Below are 17,554 nucleotides of genomic sequence, written 5' to 3'. Positions count from 1 at the left end.
ACCGGGTTTACCAGACAGGCATTTCATCCTGAAGGAACGGGTTATGCAACCGCTCATCCCCCAGCGTTGACATTGGTCCGTGTCCAGGGATAAACGTCACATCATCACCTAACGGTAATAACTTCTGCTTAATCGACTGAATCAGCTGACCGTGATCGCCGCGTGGGAAATCACTGCGTCCTACGCCCCCTTTGAAAATCACGTCACCGGAAATCAGCAGACGCGACACGTCATCAAAGAAGACAATATGGCCGGGCGTATGTCCGGGGCAATGCAACACCTGTAAAGTTACATTCCCTACGTTAACGCGATCGTCTTCGTTCAGCCAGCGGTCCGGTGTCAGTGGCTGACAGTCTTCCAGGCCAAACATACGGCTTTGAGCAGGTAATCCCTGTAGCCAGAACTCATCTTCTTTTTCCGGGCCGATAATCGGCACACCGTAGTATTCAGCCAGTTCAGCCGCTGCACCCACATGGTCGAGATGGCCATGGGTGAGTAAAATCTGCATCAGCGTTACACCGCTGGCAGCGACTTCCTGCTTGATTGTCTCAGCGTCGCCACCGGGATCAACAAGCGCGGCCAGTTTAGTTTGTTCACACCAGATCAATGAACAGTTCTGTGAGAACGCGGTAACCGGAATAATACGATAGTTCATACTGCTCCTGTGTTTCGTTATTACCAGTGCCGAACCGGCCCGGTATCAATATGCACAAAGTTGCTACGTGGGTAGTATCCTACACCACCTGCGCGCATAGATAACGCCGCTTTGCGAATATTGGCTAACGAAACGCCCTCAATATGGAAATCCATCGCCTGCCCTTTGGTGTGATAGCTTTTTTTCGCTACCCCACGGCTGTGAGCACGCAGTTCATTGTTGGTATCCAGAGAGCGATAGCCAGAGATGAGCTGCACCGGCCTTTTGGTCCCTAGCAGTCCCTGCAAGCGGTAAAGCTGATCGAATAATCCAGGGTCGATGGCTTTGATTTTATTCGCGCGGAAATCACGGAAAAAATGGTTGAGTCTTGCTAATTCATCCTGAATATAGCCTCTGCCATCGAAAAATTCCGCTTTAAGCGTCTCACCAGTATGCAGATTGTTGAGCGTTAAAATACGCGGACGAGGTGTCGAGAGGGTGGCAAATGCTGGCGTCGGAAGGATGGCTGCTGCGCCCAGCGCAACGCCACCTAACGCCAGCAATTTGCGGCGATTAGCGTCAAATTTGTCCATGATAATCAGGTCTACAGGTAAAAGAAATTGTCAATATGCTTAGCGCACGAAGGGCACCATAACTGGCAAAACCTGTTACGTCAAGGCGCCCAACCCCAGTAAATACGCGGCTTGCAGCCAGATCGCCTCATATTCACCATAACTTACGACAATCATTTTTACCGAACTACTTCATTTACCTGATTAATTGTTCCGCTTTTGGCAAAATTTGTGCGCCGGATCGCGCTGTCAGATCATAATTGTAAATATCTGTACGATACTGGGTACGTCCGTCTGCCCCTACAAACGCCGTCAGATAGTAAAGATTGACCGGAATATTGTGGCGGATATTGACGTAACGCGTATCTCCCTGCTTCAGCGCATCTGATATCCGCGTATCGTTCCAGCCTGCATCCTGCAACAGCATATTTGCCAGCTCAGAGGCCTTGTTCACGCGGACACAGCCCGAGCTGAGCGCGCGTGCGTCTTTCTGGAACAAATTATGGTTCGGGGTATCATGCAGATAGATTGCGTCCGAACTTGGCATATTGAATTTGTAACGTCCCAGCGAGTTATGTGCGCCCGGTGCCTGCTGGAAACGGAACGGCAGGTTCGAAGGCGTAATCGTTGACCAGTCCACCATCCAGGGGTCAATCGCTTCTTTGCTGTTCCAGCCACGCATCACCGTATAGTTATGTCGCTCCAGATAACCCGGGTCATTCCAGACCTTAGGCAGAATATCTTTGCGCGCCAGCGTCGGCGGCACGTTCCACGGCGGGTTAACCACCACGTTATTCAGCGCGCTGCTCATCATTGGCGTTTTACGGTCAGGTCGGCCGACAATCACGCGGGACGCCAGCACTTCACTACCGTCCTGATAGTAGACCAGGGAGTACGCCGGAATGTTGACCATAATGCCGGTGGATAACGTGCCCGGCAGCAAGCGCAAGCGCTGGATATTCAACGCCAGCACTCCAGCCCGCTGGGCCGGAGAGACGTTCAGCCAGTCGCGAGTAGATGGACCAATCACGCCGTCAGCGCCCAGCCCCTGCGCGGCCTGGAACTGCTTCACTGCGGCGACCAGCTCGCGATCGTAAGCGGCGGGCTTATTGCTCAACGCAACGGCGGTTTTCTCTTTTACCGGCGCCGACGGGCTGACGACCGCATTTTGCGTCTCGTCACCGGGCAGCGCAATTTTAGGGCCGCTGTCGAGAATGCCGGAGCGTTTCATAATTTCGCGGATCGCAGGCACATCGCTACTCCACTGCCCCGGACGCAGCGTTGTGGTGCCGCGCAGCTGAGGCCACGGGCGGGAATCCGCAACCAGCTCAAGAAGCGACTGATGCATCGTGGCATACTGCGGATGGGCAGGCGCAAGGCTTGCGATAAAGCGCGGCAGTTCGCCGTTATCCAGCGACAGCTGCCACTGGTTAATGACGGACAGCGCAGGCGTCGCCAGCTTGTACGGCTTACTGCTGTATAACCAGCGGTTGCCGTTCACCGAAATCCCCGCAACAAATTGTAAGTAGCCCATCATGGCATCAGACAGCACCACGTCACGCGCTTGTCCGGTCACGGCAGGATCGGTCAGGAGTTCAACCCAGGTCGTGAACTGCGGCTGAAAACCTGCAATCGCCACTTCAGCCAGCTGCTGCTGGAAGGCACGTACCGCCTCGCGATTTTCCCACATCGGTTTCATATCGCGCGCAGCGTAAAGCAGCGTGAGCTGGTTAATATAAGCGGGAGTATAGCCCGAGGGCAGCCCGGTCATAAGCTGCTGACGTAATGATCCAGTATCGATGCCTTCCGGCAGTGGTTTAATGCCGGCCATGATGGCCGTCGCCGGAGACTGATCCAGCGGTTGTGACAGCGACGTCGGCTGCGCGCCCATCGTCGCGGAGCTGTCAGTCGGTACAATTTCAGGCTCATCGGCCTGAGCGGTAAACAGTGGAGCAAACATCACTGTCAGGCACAAACTCAGCGCAGACAGCTGACGACCACGATTCTTCTTAAGCAACATCCCTTGCCCCCTGTTTTTCACGACATGCCCAGTATTCTGGAGCTTTCCTTCAGTATAGAAAGGCATACACGCTGCTGCCTTGCCTTATGTAAAGAAGTTTAAAGATAACGCAGCCCTGAACACAAGTTAAGTGAATAAAAAAAGCGGCGCATGAGCGCCGCTATTTGTCGCACCCCAGGTTAAGAGGCGTCAGCCGTGCCCGGTAATGACTCCGGTGGCTGCGGGGCGAAACCACGCAGGCCCACGACGTGCACGTGTTCACTGTTCTGGAACACCTTACGCACCAGCTTATAGGTTGTCCCTTTTTCCGGACTGATGTTTTCCGGCGCCGCGATGATGAGCTGCATATCGAGTCGCTCGCAAAGCTCAAACAGCGTGGCGATGGAGCGGGCGTCGAGACGCGCGGCTTCATCGAGGAACAGCAGACGACATGGAGAGATGTCTTTGCCGCGCAGACGACGCGCTTCATCTTCCCAGCTCTGCACCACCATCACCAGAATCGACATACCGGTACCGATGGCTTCACCGGTAGAGAGCGCACCGGATTCCGCGCGCAGCCAGCCGTCTGAGCCACGGTTAACCTCAACTTCCATTTCCAGATAGTTGCGGTAGTCCAGCAGCTCCTCGCCGATGGTTTGCGGCGTACGCTGGCCCATGTCAATCTGCGGATTCAGACGCTGATACAGCTTCGCCAGCGCTTCGGAGAAGGTCAGGCGGTTACTGTTGAACAGATCCTGGTGCTGCTCATGCTGTTCAGACAACACGTCCAGCAGCGTGGAGTGCGCCTCACGCACGTTCACGTTCAGCCTCACGCTGTTGACCTGGCCAAACGACACGCTTTGCAGGCCCTGGTTCAGCTGACGGATACGGTTCTGCTCGCGCTGAATGGTTTTACGAATAATATTCGCCACGCTGCGGGAGCTGATTGCCAGCTTTTGCTCGCGGGAGGTCAGCTCTTCCGTCAGACGGCCCAGCTCGATCTCCATCTGTTCGATCGCTTCAACCGGATCGTCGGTACGGATGATGTCCTGACGGATACGCTCGCGCAAGTGCTGATACACCGCCACGAAGAACTGGATTTTGCGCTCAGGACGCTTCGGATCTTCGGACATGCGCAGCACGTCGCGCAGGTGTTCGTTATCCGCCACCGCCAGACGCAGCGCGCCCAGCGCCTTATCCGACATAGAACGCAGTTCATCGGCCGACAGATACGCCAGCTCGCGGCGGTGCAGACGACGCTCCACGTTGTTGTCTTTCACCATGCGCATCACCGCGCACCAGCCCGCCTTCGCGGTCACAACCTGCTCGCGCATCTCGTGATAGTCACGTTCCAGCTTGCGCAGGCGACGCGTCAGGTTGTCCATCTCCGCTTCACAGAAGGTCAGCGCTTTTTCCAGCTGATTACGACGCGCACGGTTGTTGCTGAGCTGAGCATGCAGCTCATCGCGGCGAATACGTGCCCGCTCTTCTGCACCGCTGTCGGCGCGCACGCCAATGTCCTGCAACTCTTTATGCAGGTCGTTTAACAGCTCTTTCTTGGTGTCGAAGGAGCTTTTCAACGACGCCATCACCTGACTGTACTGGCTCAGCTGTGCGGCGTGAGTACGCATCGCTTCGCGCGCGCGCGTACGTTCCGCTTCCGCCTGCTCAAGGCGCTGGCGCAGCTTTTCATTAAGATCGCTGTTCCCGCTCAGCATTTCTGCTGAATCGGAGTAGCCGAAGTGCGCGCGACGTTGCACCACTTCCGTCAGGGCAAACGCCTGCTGACGCGCTTCGCGCTGCACCTGCTGTGACCAGGCGTAATCCTCTTTTAACTGTTCAAACTGTTCCGGGTCGCTCTGGAGAACGGAAACCATCGGCTCCAGCTTCGCCAGCTGATTGCCGTGCTGCTGCACAAAGCGCGCGGCTTCCTGCGCCTCGTCCAGTCGTTCCTGAATTTCATCCACGCGGTCGGCGAGCGTATCGTCCGCCAGCAGGTTCAGGCGCGGCAGAATGCGGTTAAGCGCCGCAACGCCCTCTTTCGCCTGCTCGAACTGGACGCGGCTCTGCTGGTTGTCATTTTCATGGCTAGCCAGCGCACGCTCCAGCTCACCGCGGCGGGTGTTGAGCTTGCGAATTTCGGCTTCCGGATCGGGCTCAAAGGCCACGCCCAGATGGCTGCCGATAAAGCGGCTGAACGCCTGATGCAGACGCTGCGTTTTTTGTACATCAAACGACAGGGTCGCAAAACGTTCAGAAAGCGTTTCGCGCTCGGCATGCAGGCTTTCAATGCGGCTTTCACGCGCGGCGCGGCCAAACAGCGGCAGTTCCGGGAAGCGCGAATAGCGCCACTGGCGATCGGCGATTTTCACCACCACCGCTTTTTCCAGCTCGTCAACGCTGAATACGCTGTCATCAAACGACTGCGGATCTCCTTCGATGAGGTAGAGATCTTCCGGGCAGTCTTCCAGCCCTGCAAGCTGGTCAGAAATCAGCGACAGATCCGGCACCACAATCGCGTTACGGGATGGACCGTACAGCGCGGAGAAGTACGGCGCATCGTCCAGACCAACATCGTCGTAAATTTCAGACAACAGCACGCCGCCGAAACGCTCGGCTAAGGCATTCAGACGCGGATCTTCTGAGCCGCCAGGCTGGCTTAAACGCTCGATTTCTTCATCGACGTCACGCTTGCGCGTGCCCACTTCGTCACGCTCAACAATCGCTTCACGCTCACGCTCCAGCAGCTGTTGCATGTATTCGGTGACGTCCTGGCTGGAGGCAAACTCCTGGCCACACTGTTCGCTGAGCTGGTTCAGGCTGCTTTGTGCAGCCAGCCAGATCGGCGCACGCTGTAAGAGCGTCTTCGAACGGGACTGAAGCTGTTCCAGCTCCTGACGCAACGTCATGCGCTGTTCGCTGGCATTCGATACGGTATCGGACAGGGCCGCAATACGCGCTTCCAGTTCCTGATGCAGGGCCTCAAGCTCGTCGAAATCGTAATTTTTACCCTGACGCTTGCAGAATTCCGCCAGCAGACGCTCGGCTTCCTGCTGTTCACGCAGACGCTGTTCCAGCTCGTTCAGGCGCATGCGCAGCGGCTGCACCTGTTCGGCCAGATGGCGTTGATTGACGCCGTCGCGCAGCAGCTCACGGGCAACGTCCCACGCTTCGTTACGCGCCAGCGGACCGTTAATCGCCACCACCAGCTGGTACGCCTGCTCAAACTGGCTATGCGCCGTTTGCGCCACGCTCATTTTCTGATCGAGAGAAAGCAGTTTCTCAGTGGCTTCCTGCTCTTTGGCCTGGAAGGTATCCAGCCATTCGTCAGCGCTTTCCGGGGTCAGGTCCGGCAGATGGCACAGCTCTTTGGCACGCTGCAACGCCTGCAACGCCTGGTTGTACTGAATCGCACGCGTCTGCTGCACGTCCAGCGCCTGTTGGTAGTCAGCGAGCTGGCTTTTCAGCTCATCCACTTCCAGCTCGGCGGCTTCCGCGCGGGCTTCGTTCTCTTCCTGCAATTCGGCAGCTTCGGCCACCACTTCATTTTGCTCTTCAAGACGAATTTGCAGCTCATCAAGATCGGCTTCGTAGCGCTCGATTTTTTCCTGCTGACGCAGCGCGGTCTGCACCAGATTCAGATGATCGCTGGCCGCCTGGTAATCGGCTTCCAGATCCCCTTCCGCACCATTGTGCTCGCCCAGTTCGCGCGCCATTTCGACATGCTTATACTGCTCGGCCACCAGCTGTTTGCGGGAGGTAAACAGCTCGCGGCGATACTCCAGCGCCTGATCGAGATGAATACGGCGCTCGTTGGCGTGGCGCATATAGTCCGCCGCCACGTAGTTGGTGGCTTCGCTGATCAGGTGCTTAAACAGGTCCCGGTCAGACTGCGTAACGCGAATCGCTTCCAGCGTCATGCGGTTTTCACGCAGCGCGGCTTCCATATCCTGGAAGGCCTTACGCACGCCGCTGTTTTCCGGCAAAAGGTAGTCGCGCAGGGAGCGGGTAATGGCGCTGGAGATACCGCCGTACAGGGAGGCTTCAATCAGACGGTAGTATTTACTACGATCTGACGCGCTGCGCAGACGACGGGCTACCACGCCGAGATCGAACATCAGAGAGTGGTAGTCGGTAATGGAATTAAACTGCTTAAACTGTACGCCTTCGATGGCTTCCAGCTTGTCTTTCAGCTCCTGGAGCGTCAGGACGCGTGCCTGACGTTCATTCAGGGTTTCCGTCAGCAGCGCGGTTGGCTGTACGGAGGTAGGCAGCCCCTGGATCGCAAACGGTTTGATATCTACTTTACGGTCGCGGCCGGCAACCTGTTGCAGACGCACGCCAACAACCACGCGCTGATGGCGGGAGTTGATCACGTCCAGCACTGAATAACAAACGCCCGCTTTCAGCTTACCGTGCAGACCTTTATCACGAGAGCCGCTCGTGGCGCCCGCTTCAGTGGTGTTACGGAAGTGCAGCAGGGTCAGGTCAGGTATCAGCGCCGTCACGAAGGCCGCCATGGTGGTGGATTTACCCGCCCCGTTACCGCCGGAGAGCGTTGTCACCAGCTCATCCAGATCGAAGGTTCGGGCAAAGAAGCCGTTCCAGTTAATCAGCGTCAGTGAGCGAAATTTACCGCGTTCAATCATTACTCTTCCTCCCCGCTATCCGGCTGATTCTCTTCGTGCTCGTCATTGAGCTGCAAATGGTTTTCCACCGGCATCGCTTCACCGTCACGTATCATGCGCAGCTGCGCTTCACGCGCATCATCACCCGCACGCACGTCGGCGCCAAAACGGAAGACCGATTCGGTGATGCGGAACTTGCTGCTGTCGTGACCCATGAACCAGACCATTCCCAGACGGCGTAGACGGTTAAGGGATGAGCGAACTTTTTCCTGTAATTTCTGACGGTCCAGATCGGACCCCGTTGAGCGGTTATTCACCAGCTTGAGCAGCTTGCTTTCATCCGCCAGCGACAGCAGCTCATCGTAAAGCTCCTGCTGGGTGAAGATCCCTTCATTCGCCAGACGTTCCGGGCTGAGATAGAGGTAGCAGAGAATTTTGCCGACCATCATATCCAGTTCGGAAAGCACCGAGCGCGGAATAAGCGTGGTAGAGCGCGGACGCAGGTAGAAAAACCCTTCCGGCGCGCGGATCAGCTCAACGTTATAGCGAGCGTAAAACTCTTCCAGGTACTCCTGAAAGTCCATCAAAAAGGCGTGATTATCCAGCTCGTCAAGGCCAATGTGACGACCGGCACGCAGCTGGCTGTCCAGCGCCGGAAACAACGGATTCGCCAGCGCCTGTGCCAGCTTAACTGGCATCACTTGTTCAATATTTGTCAATGACATGCGCCTGTACCTTGGCTCCGTAATCGTTAATCGGCTGCCACTTCGGCGGCAGTCCGGTGAAATCGGCTTGTGCGATGCCCAGGCGCACCGCCTGGTCTACAACAATGCGGGCAACATCGAAGTGGCGCGCGCGCGGATACTGCGCCAGATAGTCGCGTACCACGAGGCCAAGATCCAGCGGTGCTTGTCTGGTTTTGTAGACAGCGAGCTGTTCTTCGATCATCGCCGCAAGCTGCTCGCGAATTTCGTTAAATTCTTCGTATTCCAGATCCGGCGGCAGTTCACCGGTGACCTCTTCATCGCGCAGCGCCATCTCTTCGTCGCGCATATCCAGCAGACGATCAGCGTTGGCGTGGGTCAGCGCCCACGGCGCATCGAAATAGGTCTGTACCGACTGGCGCAGACGTTGAGCAAAGACGCGATTCTTATCCATATCGATGGCGGTACGGATAAATTTATGCACGTGGCGGTCGTAACCGATCCACAGGTCGATTGACTGCTGGCCCCAGCTGATAATGCGGTCAAGCTTGCTCTGCAAATCAAACACCAGACGGTCGATAAAATGCAGATCGTCGTGCGCCATTGTCGCGTCCTGGATGCGCAGCAGATTGGCCTGTAGCTTATCCCCCGCCGCCTCCAGCGTATCCTGCAACTCACGCAGCGTACCGGACGTTTCTGACAGCAAGAGTTCACAGCTGGAGATAGCCGCACGCCAGTCTTTATTAAGCAGTTGAGCGATATCGTCTTTCATCTGCTGCTGCTGTTCGTCCATCAGACGTTGAGTCAGATCGATACTGTCGAAAATCTCGGCGACCGAGTATTTCAGCGGCGCGTAAACGTTGCGATGCCAGTGGAATTCGTCACCGTTTTCATCAGCCGCGTCGGCGGCACGCTTCAGCTCACCTGCAACAATAGAGAGCTGCATGGAGAGACGCAGCGTGGAAAATTCGCGCTGGCGGATGTAATAGTCGGTAATGCCAATGCCCAGTGGCGTAAGACGATAGATGGCGTTTCCTTCCGCCTGCTCGCTGGTAAAGCGGTTCAGCAGACGTTGACGCACCATATCATTGATTGCGTTGTTGGCACGCACGCTAATGGTTTCGCTGGTTTGCTCAAACGCATCACTGACGTGGCGGAACGCATCCACCAGTTCGCCTTCACTCATTTCGCCATCCAGGCGTTCGCCGTTTAGCGTCGCAACCGCCAGCAGGAATGAGAGTCTGTCTACCGGCAGCGAGATGGAGAAATCGTTTTTCCTGGCCCAGGCAACCAGTTCGGGGACTGTCTGGGAAAATTCACTCATAGATTATCCTTGCATCTGCGGCTTGCGCGCGGTGACGTGTATATAGCGGCCAAGGCTCAGATAAGGCTCCTGGCGGCAGTACCGCGTCTCTATTTCTGTTAAGGCGTCTAAACAGTCATCCTGTTTTTGTTTATCACGCAGATAATCATGAAACACCCTCACGCCGGTTTTGCCGGTAATTTCCCAACCGATCTCCTCCAGCCAGCCATAGACCTGCTGCGGTTCACGGGGGAAATCCGGTGAAAGCGTGCGTCGTTTCTTTTTATACATGCCCTGCTGTACGTAGCCAAAATTGCCGACCAGCACGTTTCGCATTAGCAGGCCGTTGGCATTGTAAAACATCAGCGATAACGCACCGCCCGGGCGCAACATCGACCACAGCGTTTTTAACATCGCCTGGGGTTCGGCGATCCATTCGAGCACAGCATGAAACAATATCAGATCAACCTGCGTTTCCAAATGCTGCGGAATGTCCTGAGCGGCGCAATGTATAAAATGCATGTTGTCGCTCACACCTTTCTCTTCTGCCGCTCGCCCGGCGCGCGCAACCATCTCGGCAGAAAGATCGCAAAGCGTGACGTGATGTCCCCGCTGCGCCATCAGAATTGCAGTCTGACCTTCCCCACCGCCGGCATCCAGCACGCGCAACGGTCGGTCACCGAATTCAGCCAGCAGCTTGTCCAGATCCTGCCAGAGGATCGTCTGACGAAGCTGACCTTTGGTGGTGCCATAAATGTTGCGCGAAAACTTTTCCGCGATGTCATCAAAATTGCGATCCCGCATTGGGAGGGTTCCACTCACTGCAAAACCGCTATTTTGTCACACCCGCGCGGAGAATGAACCACTCTGGTGTAATATCACCGACAATCGCCTGCTGTATGGTTAAAAAAGGAACCAAAAAGGATGCTTTTTACCCTAAAAAAATATATCGGAGGCATGATGCTTCCCCTTCCCCTGCTGTTGCTTCTCATCGCGCTGGGGCTGGCAATGATATGGTTTAGCCGCTTTCAGAAAAGCGGTAAATCCCTCGTTACCGTGGGCTGGCTGGCGCTGCTGTTACTCAGCCTGCAACCGGTCGCTGACGGTTTATTACGTCCGATTGAAAACACCTACCCGACGTGGCAGGGAAATCAGAAGGTGGGCTATATCGTGGTGCTGGGCGGCGGGTATACCTGGGATCCGAACTGGGCGCCCAGCTCGAACCTGATCAACAACAGCCTGCCGCGCCTGAACGAGGGGATCCGCCTGTGGCTGGCCAATCCTGGATCGAAGATGATCTTCACGGGCGCTGCGGCAAAAACCAACCCGGTCAGTACCGCTGAAGCAGGAGCAAGAGTGGCTGAATCACTTGGCGTACCGCGTTCCGCCATCATCACGCTGGATAGCCCAAAAGATACCGAAGAAGAGGCGGCGGCGGTGAAACAGGCCATCGGTGATGTGCCGTTCCTGCTGGTGACTTCTGCTTCACACCTGCCGCGCGCAATGATTTTCTTTGAGAAGCAGGGCCTGCATCCGCTTCCTGCTCCGGCAAACCAGCTGGCCATTGACGCCCCGCTCAATCCGTGGGAACGGATAATCCCGTCCCCGGTATGGCTGATGCACAGCGACCGCGTCGGCTACGAGACGCTTGGCCGCTTGTGGCAGTGGCTTAAGGGTTCGTCAGGCAAGCCAGGGCAGGAGTGATTTTGCGGCCAGATCGAAACTGGCGCGATTAAAGCGCCCGGTGTTGACCAGTTGCGCCACCTCATCCCAGAGAAGATAGAGCCAGCGTCGCCAGAGAAAGGCCTCCGCAACGGGGGCGCGCTGAAGATAGTGCCAGAGCAAATCTTCCGCCGCCCCGCCCTCGCTCAGCCTGAACAGTTCGTACTCGCGCGGCGCCCAGAGCATGATCCCCGGCCCGACCATCGCCAGCAGTTGGTCGCTGCGCGAGTCTTTAAGCATACTGCGTAGCGTGAAGTTGCCGTGAACCAGCACGCAGTTGTCGTTAAAACCCTCAAACAGCGTCGGCAGACATTCCCGGGTGCGGAACAGAATACGTTTGTCCTGCATCGTTAAGCCGGTGTTGTTGAACTGGTTCAGCGTGCCCCACAGCACTTCGACACGCTGGCGATACCACAGCGGCCACAGGTTTTCCTGGGTGCTGTCTACCGCGCCAACAAGACCCCGGCTGTCCTGCCGATGCCAGGCAAGCAGAGCCTCGACAATCTGATCTTTCAGCTGTTCCCAGCGCTCCGGTGTACGCGTCGGGGCTTCAACAGAAACCCCGCGTAAACGCTCGATAAGCAGAACATCCGGGCCGGGATGCTCCTCATGGGTCATCACGCCGTAGACCGTCGGCATACGGACAGTCCCTTCCCGCGCAAGCATTGACATTTTCCAGGCCAGCTGTCTGGCGACGCCCGGCGAGGTAAAACTTCTGGCCATCAGCGGCATGGGGTTTCCCTGACTGTCATACAACGACCAGAGTGCGGTATCGGCCTTTTCATTCACGCATTCCACCCGGCTTAGCTTTTCGCCAAGGAGATGGCTGAGTTCAGCACGCAGCTGTTCCATATGAGATTACCCCCATTAAGACTACTGCTTTTATAATGAGCGCGCGAAACCCGGATGTCACCCGGTAGAGATCAATAATGAAAAAGAAAAGGAAAATCGCCTGGCGGGAGAGCATCCCCCCCAGACGAGGGGATGCCAGCGAATTAACGCATTTCGACGCGTACGCGCTCGAGATCTTCAGGGGTATCCACGCCGGTGCCGGGGATTTCCTGGGCAACCGCAACGTGAATTTTCTCGCCGTACCACAGCACGCGAAGCTGTTCGAGCATTTCAATATGCTCCAGCGGGCTTGGTGCCCAGGCGACGTAGCGACGAATAAAGCCGGCGCGGTAGCCGTAAATACCGATGTGGCGCAGGAAGGTTTCGCCGATTGTCTCTTTCGATTGCGCGAAACGATCGCGATCCCACGGAATGGTGGCGCGGGAGAAATAGAGCGCGTAGCCCTCTGCGTCCATGACCACTTTCACCGCATTCGGATTGAACGCCTCTTCAGCGTGGTGAATCGGCACCGCGAGGGTTGCCATCCCGACCTGACGCCGAGCCAGGTTGTCGGCCACCTGACGGATAATCGCCGCCGGGATCATCGGCTCATCGCCCTGCACGTTCACAATCACCGTCTCGTCGCTGAAACCGCATTTTTCGACGACTTCCGCCAGGCGCTCGGTGCCTGACTGATGATCGGCACGGGTCATGCACACTTCCCCACCCGCGGCCTCAACCGCTCGCGCGACATCCGGGTGATCGGTGGCGACGATGACACGTCCGGCGCCCGATTCGCGTGCCCGTTCAAGGACATGCACAATCATCGGTTTGCCATTGATATCCACCAGCGGTTTACCTGGCAGGCGCGTTGAAGCATAACGCGCAGGGATAATGACAACAAAACTCATGGTTTGATCTCTTCTGCCACCAGTGAACGGGCTTCATTTTCCAGCAGGACCGGAATACCGTCACGCAGCGGGAACGCCAGGCTGTCCAGTTTGCAAATCAGCTCTTGTTTATCCTGGCTGTAATACAGTTTGCCGTTGCACACCGGGCAGGCAATAATTTCTAGTAAACGGTGATCCATAGTTCCTCCGTATGGGTAATCCCTAAAGCTTATCACATTCCCTTTTCAGGGAGTGTCTGTTTCCCAGCCATCTCGACAGGTCGCAAACAGCTCCACAGGCACGCGACCGAGTACAATTTCATGCGCCCCCTGCCAGCGCGCAAATTCACTGAGCGCAGTCGTTAACCCTTTTTCCAGGCCAGCCGTCACCTTTATGCCCTCTTCCAGCCAGAGCGCGATAATTTCAAGCATGCCGGTTTTACGGTGCATTTTAGCGTCCATGCGCCCGACAAGCTGTCCTTTGTGCAGCAGCGGCAAAACAAAATAACCATACTGACGCCTGGGCGCCGGGGTGTAGCATTCCAGACGGTAGCTGAAATCAAACAGCTGTTCGGCCCGCTTTCTGTCCCAGACAACGGGGTCGAACGGCGACAGCACGGCACTGTGGTTCGCCTGGAGTTTGCCCTCCTGCGCCTGCGCCAGCAGAGGGAACAAATCCGCATGCAGCCACATTTCACCTAACGACTCTACCGAGACCGGCATGACGCGCTGTTCGCGCTGCCACGTTTCGAGCAGTGGTTTTAGCTGCGGCTGACGCAGACGATAATAATCCGCCAGCCACTGCGGGAGGAAGATGCCAAGGCTGCGGGCGCTGTTCCCGAGCATGATGGCTTCGGCTACCTCCTGAGACAGCAGGTCACGCGTATCGTCCCAGTGAGGCATAACGCGGTGCGTGAGGTCATAGACGCGCTGAAAGTTGCGGCGCTCGACCACCATCACTTTGCCCGACGTAAACAGCCCTTCAAGATGGCGTTTGTGCGGTTTCCACTCCCACCATCCGCTGGCGCCTTTTCGCGGGTGTTCAAAATCCGCGGAGCGTACCGGACCGTTTTTCTGAATATGGGCAATCAGTTGTTCTATTTCATCCGCGTGTTCCACCATCCACTCCTGGCGGTATTTCCAGCCCATTTTGTCCGGGGCGAGCATGCGGTGACGCACCAGTGCAAAATCGCTGCGCGGGAGAAAACAGGCTTCATGCGCCCAGTATTCCATCAGTTCGCCCTGACTCAGCGCATTATCCAGCCACTGCGGAGGATAGTTTCCCAGGCGGCTAAACAGGACCAGATACGGGCTACGCGCCACGATGTTAATGGTGTCGATTTGCAGCAACGACATGCGTTGCACGGTAGAGAGGATATCAGCTGGCTGCGCGCGGCGGCGGGGCTTTTTCAGAAGCCCTTGGGCGGCAAGATGCAGGTTTCGTGCGGCTGCAAGTGAGAGTTGCGGTAGAGACATGCGTTTTCCTGTCAGTCAAAGCGCCACCGGAACCGCGTAGAAGTTACTGCACTAACGCGAGCAGTTCCTTGAGCAAATGTTCCGGCTGTTCGCCGCTGAGTTCAGCGTCAACCGGCAGATACCACCAGTTTTCTTTCGCAAAGGCCCGGCATTTTACCGCGTCTTTTTCCGTCATGATCAGCGTCTGGCCCGGCGCTGCCAGCCTTTCAACCTCTTCGGCAACTAACGCCTGGTGATCGGCCAGCGGCACCCGTTTTTCCAGCCGCGCGCCGCACTGCTCCAGCGTTGCGAAGAAACGCGGCGGATGACCTATACCGGCCATCGCAACCAGACGATCCAGCTGCGCGACGTCTTTACGCTCGCCGGTCAGCATATTTACGGCCTGTCCGGGACGAAGAAGCATCGGGATTTCGCCCGCTCTGGCTTCACCACCGTTCACAATCACGGCATCGACGGTTTTCAGGCGCGACGCACGCTCGCGCATTGGACCGGCTGGAAGCCACCAGCCGTTGCCAAAACGCCGCACACCGTCAATGACCACGATCTCTTTGTCACGCGCCAGCGCGTAATGCTGCAAACCATCATCGGTAATGATGATTTGTACATCATGCTCCGCAAGCAGTGCCTTCACGGCATCACTGCGCACCGGCGATACCGCAACCGGCGCGCCGGTACGCTGGTAAATCAGTACCGGCTCATCACCGGCTTCAGCGGTTGTCGTAGCTGGGCTCAGCACCAGTGGATACTGCGCCGCTTTACCACCGTAACCGCGTGAGACAACTCCCGGGCGGATACCGCGCCTCTGGAGCTGCTCTACCAGCCAGATCACCACCGGGGTTTTGCCGTTTCCACCCGCCGTCAGGTTGCCGACCACCACTACCGGTACCGGTGCGCGCCAGGCGCGCTTGATCCCAAGGCGGTAAAGCAGACGAATAGCACCGCTCACCAGGCCATACAGCCAGGAGAGCGGGAGAAGCAGCACCCACAGAGGGGATTCACCCGACCAGATGCGTGCAATCATTGACCGAACTGCATTTTATGAAGCTGCGCGTAAACACCACGCTGTTCCAGCAGGTCCGCATGGCTGCCGCGTTCAACGATCACGCCATCTTCCACCACCACGATTTCGTCAGCCTGTTCGATGGTCGACAGACGGTGCGCGATAACCAGCGAGGTACGGTTTTTCTGTAATTCATCCAGAGCAGACTGGATAGCGCGTTCAGATTCCGTATCCAGTGCGGACGTTGCTTCATCGAGGATCAGAATCGGACTGTTGCGCAGCAGCGCACGGGCAATCGCGATACGCTGACGCTGACCACCGGAGAGCAGCACCCCGTTTTCGCCAATGATCGTATCCAGACCGTTATCCATTTTGTTAATGAAGTCCATCGCATAGGCCATACGCGCCGCATTCTCGATCTCTTCACGGCTGTACTCTTCGGTACGGGCATACGCAATGTTGTTCGCCACCGTATCGTTGAACAGATGCACGTTCTGCGAGACCAGCGCGACCTGGTTACGCAGCGACTGGAGGGTATATTCCCGCAGGTCGTGACCATCAAGCAGGATCTCGCCCTGGTCGATATCGTAGAAACGGGTAATCAGGCTGGCAATGGTCGACTTGCCCGAACCGGAACGACCGACCAGCGCGACGGTTTTACCCGCCGGGATGGACAGGCTGATATCACGCAGCGCCGGCACTTCACGGCCTGGATAGGTAAAGGTCACGTTACGGAATTCCAGGTCGCCTTTAGCGCGCTCGATCACGCGTGTACCTTCATCTTTTTCCTGTTCGGAATCGAGGATGCTGAACAGCGTCTGACAGGCTGCCATCCCGCGCTGGAACTGGGCGTTGACGTTAGTCAGCGATTTCAGCGGACGCATCAGCGCGATCATGGATGAGAACACCACGGTAATGGTACCCGCAGTCAGGGTTTCCATGACGCTCGGGAAGCTTGCGGCATACAGGACGAAGGCCAGGGCCAGAGAGGCAATCAGCTGAATGATCGGATCGGAAATCGACGAGGCCGATACCATTTTCATCCCTTGCAGACGCATTCTGTTGCTGACCTTGTCAAAGCGTTTGGTTTCGACTTCCTGACCGCCGAAGATCAACACTTCCTTATGGCCTTTCAGCATCTGCTCGGCGCTGGTAGTCACCTGCCCCATCGTATTCTGCATATTTTTACTGATGTTGCGAAAACGCTTTGATACCACGCGGATCGCGATGGAGACAATCGGCGCCAGCACAATAAGGATCAGCGACAGTTGCCAGCTGTAATAGAACATCATCGCGAACAGGCCGATGATGGATGCGCCTTCACGCACAACGGTAATCAGTGCGCTGGAAGAGGACGACGCAACCTGCTCTGAATCGTAGGTAATACGCGACAGCAGGGTACCGGTTGACTGCTTGTCAAAGAATGAGACCGGCATCCCCATCATATGGCTGAATAACCGACGGCGCATGGTCATCACCACTTTACCGGATACCCAGGAGATGCAGTAGCTGGATACATAGCTGGAGATTCCGCGTAAGATCATCAGCCCAATAACCACCAGCGGCATCCATAGCAGCACTGAACGATCCGTTTTACCGAAACCGTCATCCAGTAACGGTTTGAGAAGCGATAACATAAACGTATCGCTGGCTGCGTTGAGGATTAACGCTACGCCCGCCACGATCAAGCCTGCTTTGAAAGGAGCAATCATCGGCCAGAGCCGGCGGAACGTTTGCCACGTGGAGAGATCTTTGTCGTTATGCATTCAAAAAACCAGCATTTGTTGAAATAGCCG

At 56.5% G+C, this 17,554-nt stretch carries 14 protein-coding genes; 1 reads left to right on the top strand and 13 read right to left on the bottom strand.

Features of this window, described 5'->3' with window-relative positions; all coding sequences use genetic code 11:
* Positions 1-7: 7 nt before the first annotated feature.
* The 7 genes from BFV63_RS07535 to cmoM all read right to left on the bottom strand — a co-directional run bounded on the left by BFV63_RS07535 (position 8) and on the right by cmoM (position 10,644).
* Positions 8-655: an MBL fold metallo-hydrolase gene (locus BFV63_RS07535; protein ID WP_022650729.1), complete on the bottom strand. Its 648-nt coding sequence runs from the start codon at positions 653-655 to the stop codon at positions 8-10.
* A gap of 20 nt (positions 656-675) precedes the next feature.
* Positions 676-1,227 carry a peptidoglycan L,D-endopeptidase MepK gene (mepK, locus tag BFV63_RS07530; protein ID WP_003858202.1) on the bottom strand — a complete coding sequence of 184 codons (552 nt, stop codon included), beginning with the start codon at positions 1,225-1,227 and terminating at the stop codon, positions 676-678.
* 175 nt (positions 1,228-1,402) lie between these two features.
* The gene (gene ldtD / locus BFV63_RS07525) at positions 1,403-3,226 is read right to left on the bottom strand and encodes a L,D-transpeptidase (protein ID WP_003858203.1); all 1,824 of its coding nucleotides are present in this window, start codon (positions 3,224-3,226) and stop codon (positions 1,403-1,405) included.
* 179 nt (positions 3,227-3,405) lie between these two features.
* Positions 3,406-7,854 carry a chromosome partition protein MukB gene (gene mukB, locus BFV63_RS07520; RefSeq protein ID WP_057059453.1) on the bottom strand — a complete coding sequence of 1,483 codons (4,449 nt, stop codon included), beginning with the start codon at positions 7,852-7,854 and terminating at the stop codon, positions 3,406-3,408.
* Entirely contained in the window at positions 7,854-8,558 is a 705-nt protein-coding gene (gene mukE, locus BFV63_RS07515; RefSeq protein ID WP_003858208.1) for a chromosome partition protein MukE, read from the bottom strand. The genes mukB and mukE overlap by 1 nt, the downstream gene beginning before the upstream one ends.
* Positions 8,539-9,861: a chromosome partition protein MukF gene (mukF, locus tag BFV63_RS07510; protein WP_069597472.1), complete on the bottom strand. Its 1,323-nt coding sequence runs from the start codon at positions 9,859-9,861 to the stop codon at positions 8,539-8,541. Before mukF ends, mukE begins: the two co-directional genes overlap by 20 nt.
* A 3-nt stretch (positions 9,862-9,864) precedes the next feature.
* On the bottom strand, positions 9,865-10,644 hold the full coding sequence (gene cmoM / locus BFV63_RS07505) for a tRNA uridine 5-oxyacetic acid(34) methyltransferase CmoM (RefSeq protein WP_003858212.1): 780 nt from the start codon (positions 10,642-10,644) through the stop codon (positions 9,865-9,867).
* Positions 10,645-10,764: 120 nt separating this feature from the next.
* On the opposite strand from cmoM, the gene elyC reads away from it, so the two are divergent.
* Positions 10,765-11,544, top strand: a complete 780-nt coding sequence (elyC, locus tag BFV63_RS07500; RefSeq protein WP_048241072.1) for an envelope biogenesis factor ElyC — start codon at positions 10,765-10,767, stop codon at positions 11,542-11,544.
* Here elyC and BFV63_RS07495 read toward each other — a convergent pair.
* From BFV63_RS07495 to msbA, 6 genes are all read right to left on the bottom strand, one after another.
* The gene (locus BFV63_RS07495; protein WP_003858216.1) at positions 11,521-12,414 is read right to left on the bottom strand and encodes a YcbJ family phosphotransferase; all 894 of its coding nucleotides are present in this window, start codon (positions 12,412-12,414) and stop codon (positions 11,521-11,523) included. The two genes, elyC and BFV63_RS07495, sit on opposite strands and share 24 nt — an antisense overlap.
* A 143-nt stretch (positions 12,415-12,557) precedes the next feature.
* On the bottom strand, positions 12,558-13,304 hold the full coding sequence (gene kdsB, locus BFV63_RS07490; protein WP_003858218.1) for a 3-deoxy-manno-octulosonate cytidylyltransferase: 747 nt from the start codon (positions 13,302-13,304) through the stop codon (positions 12,558-12,560).
* A complete protein-coding gene (gene ycaR / locus BFV63_RS07485; protein ID WP_003858220.1) occupies positions 13,301-13,483 on the bottom strand; it encodes a protein YcaR in 183 nt (60 codons plus the stop codon). Before ycaR ends, kdsB begins: the two co-directional genes overlap by 4 nt.
* Positions 13,484-13,528: 45 nt before the next feature.
* Positions 13,529-14,758 (bottom strand): winged helix-turn-helix domain-containing protein, encoded by a 1,230-nt coding sequence (locus BFV63_RS07480; protein WP_048241074.1) that lies wholly within the window; start codon positions 14,756-14,758, stop codon positions 13,529-13,531.
* 43 nt (positions 14,759-14,801) lie between these two features.
* Positions 14,802-15,779 (bottom strand): tetraacyldisaccharide 4'-kinase, encoded by a 978-nt coding sequence (gene lpxK / locus BFV63_RS07475; protein ID WP_032657937.1) that lies wholly within the window; start codon positions 15,777-15,779, stop codon positions 14,802-14,804.
* Complete coding sequence (msbA, locus tag BFV63_RS07470; protein ID WP_003858227.1) at positions 15,776-17,524, bottom strand: lipid A ABC transporter ATP-binding protein/permease MsbA; 1,749 nt, start codon at positions 17,522-17,524, stop codon at positions 15,776-15,778. The genes lpxK and msbA overlap by 4 nt, the downstream gene beginning before the upstream one ends.
* Positions 17,525-17,554 lie beyond the last annotated feature (30 nt).

It is taken from the genome of Enterobacter hormaechei subsp. xiangfangensis (assembly GCF_001729785.1).
GTDB lineage: Bacteria > Pseudomonadota > Gammaproteobacteria > Enterobacterales > Enterobacteriaceae > Enterobacter > Enterobacter hormaechei_C.
This window is presented reverse-complemented; position numbering and strand designations above follow the sequence as displayed.

Excerpts from the sequence above, each read along its gene's own strand:
- BFV63_RS07535 (WP_022650729.1), bottom strand. The coding sequence starts at position 655 with ATGAACTATCGTATTATTCCGGTTACCGCGTTCTCACAGAACTGTTCA.
- mepK (WP_003858202.1), bottom strand. The coding sequence starts at position 1,227 with ATGGACAAATTTGACGCTAATCGCCGCAAATTGCTGGCGTTAGGTGGC.
- ldtD (WP_003858203.1), bottom strand. The coding sequence starts at position 3,226 with ATGTTGCTTAAGAAGAATCGTGGTCGTCAGCTGTCTGCGCTGAGTTTG.
- mukB (WP_057059453.1), bottom strand. The coding sequence starts at position 7,854 with ATGATTGAACGCGGTAAATTTCGCTCACTGACGCTGATTAACTGGAAC.
- mukE (WP_003858208.1), bottom strand. The coding sequence starts at position 8,558 with ATGTCATTGACAAATATTGAACAAGTGATGCCAGTTAAGCTGGCACAG.
- mukF (WP_069597472.1), bottom strand. The coding sequence starts at position 9,861 with ATGAGTGAATTTTCCCAGACAGTCCCCGAACTGGTTGCCTGGGCCAGG.
- cmoM (WP_003858212.1), bottom strand. The coding sequence starts at position 10,644 with ATGCGGGATCGCAATTTTGATGACATCGCGGAAAAGTTTTCGCGCAAC.
- elyC (WP_048241072.1), top strand. The coding sequence starts at position 10,765 with ATGCTTTTTACCCTAAAAAAATATATCGGAGGCATGATGCTTCCCCTT.
- BFV63_RS07495 (WP_003858216.1), bottom strand. The coding sequence starts at position 12,414 with ATGGAACAGCTGCGTGCTGAACTCAGCCATCTCCTTGGCGAAAAGCTA.
- kdsB (WP_003858218.1), bottom strand. The coding sequence starts at position 13,304 with ATGAGTTTTGTTGTCATTATCCCTGCGCGTTATGCTTCAACGCGCCTG.
- ycaR (WP_003858220.1), bottom strand. The coding sequence starts at position 13,483 with ATGGATCACCGTTTACTAGAAATTATTGCCTGCCCGGTGTGCAACGGC.
- BFV63_RS07480 (WP_048241074.1), bottom strand. The coding sequence starts at position 14,758 with ATGTCTCTACCGCAACTCTCACTTGCAGCCGCACGAAACCTGCATCTT.
- lpxK (WP_032657937.1), bottom strand. The coding sequence starts at position 15,779 with ATGATTGCACGCATCTGGTCGGGTGAATCCCCTCTGTGGGTGCTGCTT.
- msbA (WP_003858227.1), bottom strand. The coding sequence starts at position 17,524 with ATGCATAACGACAAAGATCTCTCCACGTGGCAAACGTTCCGCCGGCTC.